11 protein-coding genes are annotated in these 8,892 nt (G+C 67.0%); 5 read left to right on the top strand and 6 right to left on the bottom strand.

Annotation, left to right across the window (positions count from 1 at the left end; all coding sequences use genetic code 11):
• Positions 1 to 187: 187 nt before the first annotated feature.
• Positions 188 to 538: a DUF1801 domain-containing protein gene (locus ACVCAH_RS36930; protein ID WP_447140850.1), complete on the bottom strand. Its 351-nt coding sequence runs from the start codon at positions 536 to 538 to the stop codon at positions 188 to 190.
• Positions 539 to 953: 415 nt separating this feature from the next.
• Between ACVCAH_RS36930 and ACVCAH_RS36925 the strand changes: the two genes are divergently transcribed.
• A complete protein-coding gene (locus tag ACVCAH_RS36925; RefSeq protein ID WP_447140849.1) occupies positions 954 to 1,817 on the top strand; it encodes a hypothetical protein in 864 nt (287 codons plus the stop codon).
• A 191-nt stretch (positions 1,818 to 2,008) separates the two neighbouring features.
• Here the strand turns inward: ACVCAH_RS36925 and ACVCAH_RS36920 are convergent, their stop codons facing one another.
• Positions 2,009 to 3,034, bottom strand: a complete 1,026-nt coding sequence (locus ACVCAH_RS36920) for an ATP-grasp domain-containing protein (protein ID WP_447140848.1) — start codon at positions 3,032 to 3,034, stop codon at positions 2,009 to 2,011.
• A 59-nt stretch (positions 3,035 to 3,093) separates the two neighbouring features.
• Here ACVCAH_RS36920 and ACVCAH_RS36915 point away from each other — a divergent pair, with 59 nt between their 5' ends.
• Positions 3,094 to 3,375, top strand: a complete 282-nt coding sequence (locus ACVCAH_RS36915; RefSeq protein ID WP_447140847.1) for a hypothetical protein — start codon at positions 3,094 to 3,096, stop codon at positions 3,373 to 3,375.
• Positions 3,376 to 3,538: 163 nt separating this feature from the next.
• Here ACVCAH_RS36915 and ACVCAH_RS36910 read toward each other — a convergent pair whose 3' ends face one another.
• On the bottom strand, positions 3,539 to 3,937 hold the full coding sequence (locus tag ACVCAH_RS36910) for a hypothetical protein (protein WP_447140846.1): 399 nt from the start codon (positions 3,935 to 3,937) through the stop codon (positions 3,539 to 3,541).
• A 55-nt stretch (positions 3,938 to 3,992) separates the two neighbouring features.
• Between ACVCAH_RS36910 and ACVCAH_RS36905 the strand changes: the two genes are divergently transcribed.
• Together ACVCAH_RS36905 and ACVCAH_RS36900 are read left to right on the top strand one after the other, a co-directional pair.
• Entirely contained in the window at positions 3,993 to 4,361 is a 369-nt protein-coding gene (locus ACVCAH_RS36905) for a hypothetical protein (protein ID WP_447140845.1), read from the top strand.
• A gap of 126 nt (positions 4,362 to 4,487) precedes the next feature.
• Positions 4,488 to 4,931: a YunG family protein gene (locus ACVCAH_RS36900; RefSeq protein ID WP_387378467.1), complete on the top strand. Its 444-nt coding sequence runs from the start codon at positions 4,488 to 4,490 to the stop codon at positions 4,929 to 4,931.
• Between the two features lie 149 nt (positions 4,932 to 5,080).
• Here the strand turns inward: ACVCAH_RS36900 and ACVCAH_RS36895 are convergent, their stop codons facing one another.
• Positions 5,081 to 5,722 (bottom strand): SIMPL domain-containing protein, encoded by a 642-nt coding sequence (locus tag ACVCAH_RS36895; RefSeq protein ID WP_447140844.1) that lies wholly within the window; start codon positions 5,720 to 5,722, stop codon positions 5,081 to 5,083.
• 439 nt (positions 5,723 to 6,161) lie between these two features.
• Here ACVCAH_RS36895 and ACVCAH_RS36890 point away from each other — a divergent pair, with 439 nt between their 5' ends.
• A complete protein-coding gene (locus tag ACVCAH_RS36890; protein ID WP_447140843.1) occupies positions 6,162 to 7,031 on the top strand; it encodes a hypothetical protein in 870 nt (289 codons plus the stop codon).
• Positions 7,032 to 7,223: 192 nt separating this feature from the next.
• Here ACVCAH_RS36890 and ACVCAH_RS36885 read toward each other — a convergent pair whose 3' ends face one another.
• Positions 7,224 to 7,664: a hypothetical protein gene (locus tag ACVCAH_RS36885; protein WP_447140842.1), complete on the bottom strand. Its 441-nt coding sequence runs from the start codon at positions 7,662 to 7,664 to the stop codon at positions 7,224 to 7,226.
• A gap of 379 nt (positions 7,665 to 8,043) precedes the next feature.
• The gene (locus ACVCAH_RS36880; RefSeq protein ID WP_447140841.1) at positions 8,044 to 8,568 is read right to left on the bottom strand and encodes a GNAT family N-acetyltransferase; all 525 of its coding nucleotides are present in this window, start codon (positions 8,566 to 8,568) and stop codon (positions 8,044 to 8,046) included.
• Between the last annotated feature and the right edge of the window lie 324 nt (positions 8,569 to 8,892).

Raw genomic sequence — 8,892 nt, 5'->3', positions numbered from 1 at the left:
TGCGCGTGCGGTCTCTACCTCAACGACCCCACCGCATGGATACGACCCCCGACGAATTAACGGCGCGGGGTACTTAGCCAACACGACTATCCGGCGTGACCGCGTCGGCTGAGCGCCGCGTGCACGATCGGCGGCATGAGCACTAGCGGGCGGTCTTGCCGGGGCTTGCCTGCACCGTCGCCCGCCATCAGGCCAGCACCCAACGGTCGACCAGCGCGATGACCTGTGCCTGGTGCGTGGTGACGACCCCGAGGTCGGGGAAGTCGATGACGGCGCGATCGGGTGCCAGCCACGTCATCAGCCCGGAGGGATCCTCGAAGACGAAGCCGGCGGTGTCCGCGCGGACCTTCGCTCCTCGGTGGAAAATCAGCTGCAGCCGCCCACGAGGTTGAAGGCGGAACGTGACCCGGTCCTGGCCGCCGTAGCAGAAGCTCGGAGCGTTCCACTTCACATGTTCGGTGATGGCCAGGTCGGAGGCCAGGATCGCGGCTCTGAGCTGCAGTACGCCCGCCTTGAGGGGATGCTGCAGGTCGGTCAAGTACTGCTCGACGTCTGCTGACGGGGTGCCCATACAGTCCTCCTCAACCACGGATCCATCGACTGGCGTTCCCGCTCTTACCTCCCTGAGGTGACGGGAGCGGCGTACCCCGTACTAGACCACGAGCCACCGACGGGACTGCTCGGTGCCCTGGAGGGAGCCCGTCCGAAGGGCGGCACCCCGAGGGCGGCGGATCCCACGCCTCCGCGGATCACGGCTTCGTCACCCAGGGGAACCGCAAGCTCTTCGGCACGACCGGACGGCAACCGGGCCAGCTCGGCGTAACGCTGTGTAGCGCGCGGATCGCGGCATGTGAGCGCGGTGGATCTGTGCGGCATGACGCAGGCCCTTGTCTGATGGCTCTATCGTGACCCTCGCCGGTCGATGTGGCCGGGCTCTGTTTGGGGAGTGTGCGGTGGGTCGGCGGTCGGTCGAGTGGCACGACAACGGCGCGCTGGTGTGGACCTGGCGCCTGACGCTGATCGTGTCGGGTGTTGGGTTCGCGCTGTTGGGTGTTGCGGTGGTGTTGTGGGCGACCCGCACCCCGGCCGAGGTGGCCCGTGGGGACGCGGGATACGGACTCCCAGCAACGTTCGGCGCGGTCGCCCTCATCGTGGCGGTTGCCGGGCGGATCGGCTCAGCAAGTGCGTTGCGCTACCGCAACGCGTCTCTTCCACCGGTACCAGCGCCGTCCGCGGTGGTACACCACGTCGAGGCGCGGTCATGCTCGGTGCACCGCCGCAGCGGCATCGCCTATCTGATGATGGCTATCACTGGTGGTGGGCTCGTCTTGGCCGCTCTCGTTAACTGGGACACCCAGCCCCGCCTGGGCAGCCTGTTCGAACTGGTGCTGGCGGCCGGCTGTGCCGCTGGCTGCTACCTGGCCGGGCCGGCAGCCCGGTTCGTCATGACACCCCGGCACCTGCGCATCGACACAGCGCTGCACCGGATCAGCGTGCCCCGTCACCTGCTCGGTCAGTTCTCCCGCCGCGGTGTCGAGGTCCGTCTCGACCTGACCAATGGCGACCACGTGTACTTCCGGGTCGACTCACCGCTGTGGGACCTGCGTGGGGGTCAGTACCGTAGCAATGGCCGCTGCCAGGTGCGCACGGTCGAACGGATCGTCGCGATGCTGGGCGAGGTACCGGCCACCACTCACACCGATGACGCGGTTGTCACCACCACCCGGGTCGGCATGATCGCTCTCGCGGTCGGGGCCGGAATACTGTCGGCCGCAGCTATCGTCCTGATCGCGATCACAGCGCGATTAGGACATTGAGCGTGTCCAAGCAACCAGCCACACGTCGAAGTCATTCGGCCTCGGCTCGACGCACTCTCATCGGCATGAGCGTGCGACACAGCCAGTCACGCGAAGGCGATAGCCGACCCCTCCGACGCCACCACGACGGCATCCAGAGAACATGCCGCCCAGCATCCTGCCGGTATCCGACCGGCGTTGACCGATGCCGATCAACCTAGTTCTTCGGTCAGTGCTGCTACGAGCTCCGCAGCTTCAATGCTGGCAGGCCGGTCGCTGACTTGCCCGTCGCCGATCTCGACGACCCGCCAGACGCCGTCAGCGCGCAGGGTGAGGTCCACCGTCACGAACGGCAGCTCCAACGCCGTGACCCACGGGGCGAACAACTTTGCGTCGACCTTCGTCGGCGGCCGGTCGTACGGGGTGTCCGGGTGCGGCCCGATCAGCACGCAGCGGCCGTTCAGCCACCAGGTCCGCAACTCGGCCGCAGTGAACGACTCGAACTCGCGCAGCACGAATCCGCCGACGAAATCGTCCTCCCGTAGATGGCGCAACCGGCAGGCGACCTTCCACGCGACCTCACCATCCGCCACGTCCGGAACGAACGCCGCCTCGTCCCAGTAGTGCTTCATCGACTTGACATAGTCCCGCACCACGACCGGGCCTCCGCCGAACGCCGACCGGGCACGATCGAAGTCCGCGCGATCCACGCCGGCAGTCCACACCGAGCGGGGCGTGACCTCTGCCAACACGGAATACCAGCCAGGCAACTCGTGCGCCCGCCGATACTGCTCGGCTGTCGTTCGCAGCATCACGCCACGCCTGGCGAGCGCGGCGGCGAAGCCGGCGTACCGCTCGCTGCTGAGCATCCAGCCCCGATAGACAGTAACGCCACCGACCGGTACGGACCCCACCGCCCGCTCGATGTCGTCGCCTCGAACCAACGCGTCGTGGTCCACCACAGCGACGTTCAGTCCGGCTTCTCTAGCCGTTCGCGCCTCCGCCACGAAGTGACCATCCGGACGACGTGGGTGCAATGGATCTCCGGGAACCAGAAGCATCACCCCGGCGATGCTGCCCGACCTACCGCACGACCTGCAATCGTTATCCCCTCCTCGGATTTCTCGGGCAGACGCGAGGTCTGGATGTTCGCCGTGCCCGATCTCATCTGCCGCAAGAAAAGCCCCGGCACGGGCGAGGCCGCCGATGCAGTAGCCGCTGATGACGTCGGGCCTCATACGACCCGCCTTTCCAGCCAGCTTCCCCGATGCGACCCCTCCGCGGGGTGCCGCCTTGGATGTCGCAAGCTCGCTACCGTGGCGAGGTGATTCCAGCCTGTCCCGAGTGCCACGCGACGGGCGTCCCTCTGCTCTTCGGCCTGCCGGTGCCAGAAGCGAGAGATGCCGCCGCCGACGGCGACCTTGCGCTCGGCGGGTGTTTCCTCCCCGAGGAACCGCCGCCGAACTGGCAATGCCCACGGCAGCACCGATGGCGCAACGCCGATGAGAAGACGTGGCAGAACCACCTCCTCGCCGTGCTGATCGCACACGGCTACACCGAGCTGGACAGCGAACCTTGAACGGCGCCAGGCCGGCTACTCGCGGTCGTAGACAGCCATGGCGATGTCCCGCGCGCAGCGTCGACCGCTGCTCAGTGTGGCGAGTACTCCGGTTGAACTGCCCCGGCGAGGCCCGGTGGGATCCGCTCTGCGGTCCCCCCATCGGTATGCCGCAGCCGAAGGGTCAGGCACGCACCCTCCTGGCGCGTCGATTGACCCAGGCGTAGTACGCCGGGACACCAACCACGCCTCGAACTAGGTAGAAGCCGACGCCGATGAGCAACAGGAGAACTACAGCGATCCTCACCATGCCCAACATCGATACCGCGAGAGCCCAGACGCGTGCAATGGATTGGCCGTACCGGCAACACCCGGCCGCAACGCACACCTCTAACCACCTCGCGAGGTCGGGCACCTCGATCGTGAGCAGCGAGTACGGCGGGCAGCTCGCCAACGGCGTGACACCTGCGAACGCGTGATCCGGTGCGAAGAGAGGGTCGCCGCGGGCCCCGCGCGCGCCTGTGAGGTAGGTCTTGCCGGTGCCGGGCGGGCCGCACAGCACGATCTGCTCCTTCTCCCGCAACAGGTCAACTGTTTCGCTGAGCCACTCACGGTCGTCGGCTGCCTACCCTCGCACCATGGCCACGATCCGAAAGCGGAGGATTCGCGTTGACGATGTCGACTACCGATGGACGGTCCATCACGTCGACCTCGGTCACGTCGTAGTCCGGGTCTGTCACGTCGCAACCAGGCGGGGCACTCAGTTGGAGGTCCGAGTGGCCTTCGACGATCCGTGGCTCAACTACGGGCCGATCATCACCGCGCCATCGGACCGGGTGGCCGAGGCGTTCGCCGTGGCCCCTGTCACGCCGCGGTTGGTCGCGGAACTGATCCGGGCGGCGCTCGCCACAGGCTGGCAGGTTGATCGTGACGGCGAGCCGCTGCGCTTCACGCTCACTCGGGGCCGTGAACGGCTGGAGCCTGCCTCCGGGCAACTACCCAACTGACAGGCACGTCACGTGACCACGCGCGCGGCAGATGAGCGCGCCCGCTAGTGGCGCCGTTCGGCCGGCCAGGACCCGAGACGGGGTATTTCTTGACTCTCGACCCGGTCGAGGGCTGACCCTTCCTGGGTGACGTCTGAAGAGCGCGACCAACGATCAGTCCCTCTCGCGATTGACCTGGAGATGCTGCGGCCGGTACTGCGCGGCGGCTGGGGAGCGGATACCTGCGACCCGCACGATGTGCAGGATTGGCACGCCGGCAACGCAGCCCGTGGTCAATGCGGGGTGACTGCCTTGATCATTCAGGACCTGCTCGGCGGAGAGCTGATCCTCGGCGAGGTCCTCGCCGGAGACGCCAAGGTCGGCTACCACTACTGGAATCGATTGGCCGACGGCCGCGAGGTCGACCTGACAGCTGACCAGTTCCAGCCACCGGAAGTCGTTGTCGGCGGTCAAGTCCAGCAACGCCCGCCGGGCCCACCTCGGCGATGCCGCCAGCAGTACGAGATCCTGCGGGACCGCGTCTTCGCAGCCCTCTACGGCGGCGATCCAACGCAATCCACGCAACAGTGACGGCCGGCGAACAGGCCGAGCGCACGAACGGCGGCAGATCCGGTCGTCCTGGAAGGTGCGCAGTCGAGCAGGGGGTACGAGCGGGTGTGCGTGGACAGAGCGCGGCAGTAGCGGTGCGTTGAAAGGGTCCGGAGGTCCAGAGCGGGGTATTAGTCGTGGGTGATTGAAAAGCCGAGGATCACCGCAGCCGAAACCACCACGTGTCCGGGAGCGAGGTCCTGTGCCGAAGCCTCACCGCCCGAACCGTGGCCACGGTATCGTTCGTGTCCCACGTTCTCGGGATCGACGTCGTCGATGTGCACGACAGTCCCCAGCCGGACGCCGGCTGCGTCGGCGTACAACTCGGCCTTGCGCCGAGCGGCTGCTACCGCCTGACGCCGAGCTTCCGCCCGCATCTCGGCCTTAGCCGTGACGTCGAACTCAACCGCCTCAATCTCGTTCGCGCCGGCATCTACGACGTCATCAAGCAACTGTTGAACGACGTCCAGACGGTCCGACTCCATGGCAAACGACGCCTGGCACTGATAGCCCAGGAATACCCGCTCCGCGCCATAGCCGCTCCACGAACTCTTGAGATCCAGCCGCGACCGCTCCACAGCACTATCGGCAACACCGTGGTCTCGCAGCGACTGGCGCACCGCGTGCACCGCCTCAGCCGCCGCGGCGAATGCGCCTGACGGCGTCTGTTCCACCCGCACGACCCGGAACCTCGCTCGGACCATATCCGGCATCGACTTCACGCTTGCCGCGCCGTATGAGGTGACGCCCCACGGTCGTTCGATCAGCTGCATGGCGGTGATCTTACGAGGGTCTCCTGGCCAGCGGGCCCCCGATCAGCGCGCAGCCCCACTGTGATCGCCCACCATCGGCAACTGGCTAAGCGCCACCGAACCGACCGGCGGAGCGACCGCCGACAACGTGACAGACCGTGACACTCCGAATGCGGCAGATCCGGATGTGCGCGGCGGCCAGTCCGGCGAGGCGACCAGTAGGATCCCGGACATGTCCGATCTTGCTGCGCGGTTCGCCCAGCTCGCTGGCGAGTACGACTCCCGGAAGAGAGCGGCGACCGCGCTCGTCGGGCGCTGGGACTGGTACACCTGGCCGGGCCTTGATCTTCGTCCGTTGCACTTCGAACGGGACCTGCTCAAGGCTGGCCGCCGGTTGGACGCCAGACCGCCGGTGGATCGGGATGTCCTGCGCATCGGGTTCGACGCCGAGGGCCGCGCGGTGGTGATCGAGGAGTACAGCGGCTTTCTTCACGGCCGCCTGTACTACGAGACGTTCGTCGGCCACGACGGCGACGTGGTCGAGGCGGCGCACTTCGATACGGACGGGCCCATCTACCTGCACGAGTACCGCTTTGTGGACGGGTTGATGCGCTCGGCCGACACGGTCGCGCGGGGAGGCTCGGGGCGGGAGTCGTACTCATACACCGATGGGCGGATCAGCCGCATCGAGATCGAGCACGACGGCCGGGCGCCTTCGGTGCTGACGGCGGAGCACGACGACCGCGGCCTGGTCCGCGTCGTCGAGGTCATGGGCCGTCGGTCCGAGGTGCGCTATGAGCGGCCGCCGGCCGGATTCGACCTCGAAGCGGCGTGCCGGACCATCGAAGACGCATTCCTCACGCTGATCCCGGACGCCGTGGCGCGCCTGGCGGTCGACGGTCCCGCCGCCTGCATCGCGCTGAGCTACTACCGATCGGACGCGCTGTCCTTCGAGGTCCACGGGGCCACTGAGGACGAGCGCGCCGCCCTGGCGGCGATCGACGCCCAGGCAGCATGGTCGCCGGCCGACTTCGAGGCCAGTACCGACTTCGACCTCGACGACGCAGGATCGGTGCGGCTGGTACGACAGGAACTCGCCCTGCTCGACGCCGGCGACCTCGATGCCGCCGCCGGATCCGAGGTGGGCCGGCGACTGTTGTGCGCGGTGGCGGCTCGGCTGAACCTCCGCGACTGGTCGGACACGCTGCCAGTCGCCGAAGACTTCGTGGTGTACCCGGTCGACCTTGAGCTGGTCGACCTGGAGCGGAACCTGGCCGACTGCCTGCCGCCGGACCGGCTCGCCCGGCTACGCGAACGCGGCCTGCTGTGACTGACCCCGGCCAGGCCCGACCTCCGCATCCGCACATCGGCATGACTGCTCGGTCGGCGGCAGATGTGCGCATCCGACGAGGGCGGTGGAGACATCCCTCCGCGCTGGAACCGCCGCTGACGCTTCGCTCGCCACGCACATGCTCTGGCTTGGGGATGCCCCGGCAGATGAAACGGCCGGAAAGAGTACGGCTCAGACTAGATCGCGCCAGAACTCGACGCTCGCCTCCGGCTCCCACGGGGTCTCGCCTGGGCCCACGCGACCGAACTCCCGGTCGATGTAGTCGGCCAGATCCAACCCGTAGTAGATGATGTCGGTCTGCCACATCGAAAGCACCGGGTGGCCGAAGGCCCTCGGCTCACCAGGAAGATACCGGTGTCCATACACCGGCACCATCTTCGGAACCTGAGCCAGCATGCGCGTCGCAGTCGCCAATGCCGCTGAGGTGCCGCTTGGGCGTGAACCCCAGCCGTCGTACCAAAAGCCGTTGTTCTCGACGTCGAACAGCACTCCTTCGCTGGGCCAGCCCAGCAGACTGCGCAGCTTCTCGCGGTCCCCGTTACGCCAGTCGGGCCACGGCTCCGGGTGTGTGTAGATCACGCCCGGCTCGCGTGGCTCGGGCCGGGTGTTCACCGGCAGTCCTGCGGACAGAAAAGCCCGGTGGTCGGCGGCAAACCGGAACCCAAATTCTTGCTCGATCCGGTCAAGTTCCGAGTCGGTGAGCCCGGGTCGACCGCACAGACGGATCTGAGCCGTAGCCGCCGCATCGCTTCCTGACCGAGACGGCGGCCATCCTCACCCTGTCCGTGTTGATCAATCCCTGCCACCACGACGCGAGACTCTACCTCGTCAACGCGTCACGGATCTGCGCCTTCGTCATCGCACCGACGCACTCACGCCGGCACGACCGAGCGTTCAACCCACCGCACCTCGTCACGGAGCGTGGCCCCGTCAGCGGCAGCTGAGGATGCACGTGGGGAGGGCGATCATCGGCGGCACCTGACGACGCACGTCAACAAACGTCGCCGTTGCACTTGATCATCGCGCACCGGCGGGAGGCATCTATTCCGGGCAGCGACGCTTCGTGTTGCATCGCGGCTGCCAGCTCGGGTCCGATCTCCGAGCCGGGTAGCTCTCGGTACCCAAGTGTCCGGTAGTAGGGGCCGTTCCAGGGCACGTCGCGGAACGTCATCAGGGTCGTCGCTGGCCGATCGTTGCGCCTGCCCCATGTCTCGAGGTGCGATATGAGCCGGCGGCCGATGCCCAGCCGAGCGTGAGTGGGAGCTACCGATACCTGCTCTATGTGGGCATTACCGTCCAGCACCCTTGCCACGATGTAGCCTGCGATCTTTCCGTCTTCCTCGGCAACCCAGATCAGCCCTTGCTGCTGGCTTCGACTCAGGGCCTGCTGATCGGGGACATGGTCGGCCACCTCTGACATGCCAACCGAGTGGAAGAGCTCGCCGGCCTGGACCTCGAGCAGGGCCAAGTCATCGAGCTCCGACTGTCTTGCCGAACGGATCAGCGGGGAAGCCATGTCCTCACCGTTTCACAGAGGCAAGACGTCCTGTCATCGGGATGACAGGGCGGTGATCGCCGGGCAGTTGCGACCTAGGCGGCTGAGGCCTGTCGCACATCACCTGGCGGAAATATGTCGCCCTCGGCTTCCTCTTCGACGCGTAGGCGTAGGGGTCAGCCGTGGGGGTCAACATGATGAAGGGCCGGTCTCCATGACGGGAATCCGCCCTTGACCTGCTGCGCGCCCGAAGGGACTCGAACCCCTGACCTTCTGATCCGGTGCGCCGTGAGGCGCTGTTGTTCGAGTGGAGGTGAAAGACCGCCACCGTTTGTCTGTCGCAGC

It is taken from the genome of Micromonospora sp. LZ34 (genome assembly GCF_052981855.1).
This window is presented reverse-complemented; position numbering and strand designations above follow the sequence as displayed.

What these genes read in the sequence shown, in the direction of transcription:
- ACVCAH_RS36920 (WP_447140848.1), bottom strand. Translation starts at nt 3,034, where the DNA reads ATGAGGCCCGACGTCATCAGCGGCTACTGCATCGGCGGCCTCGCCCGT.
- ACVCAH_RS36915 (WP_447140847.1), top strand. Translation starts at nt 3,094, where the DNA reads ATGTCGCAAGCTCGCTACCGTGGCGAGGTGATTCCAGCCTGTCCCGAG.
- ACVCAH_RS36905 (WP_447140845.1), top strand. Translation starts at nt 3,993, where the DNA reads ATGGCCACGATCCGAAAGCGGAGGATTCGCGTTGACGATGTCGACTAC.
- ACVCAH_RS36895 (WP_447140844.1), bottom strand. Translation starts at nt 5,722, where the DNA reads ATGCAGCTGATCGAACGACCGTGGGGCGTCACCTCATACGGCGCGGCA.
- ACVCAH_RS36880 (WP_447140841.1), bottom strand. Translation starts at nt 8,568, where the DNA reads ATGGCTTCCCCGCTGATCCGTTCGGCAAGACAGTCGGAGCTCGATGAC.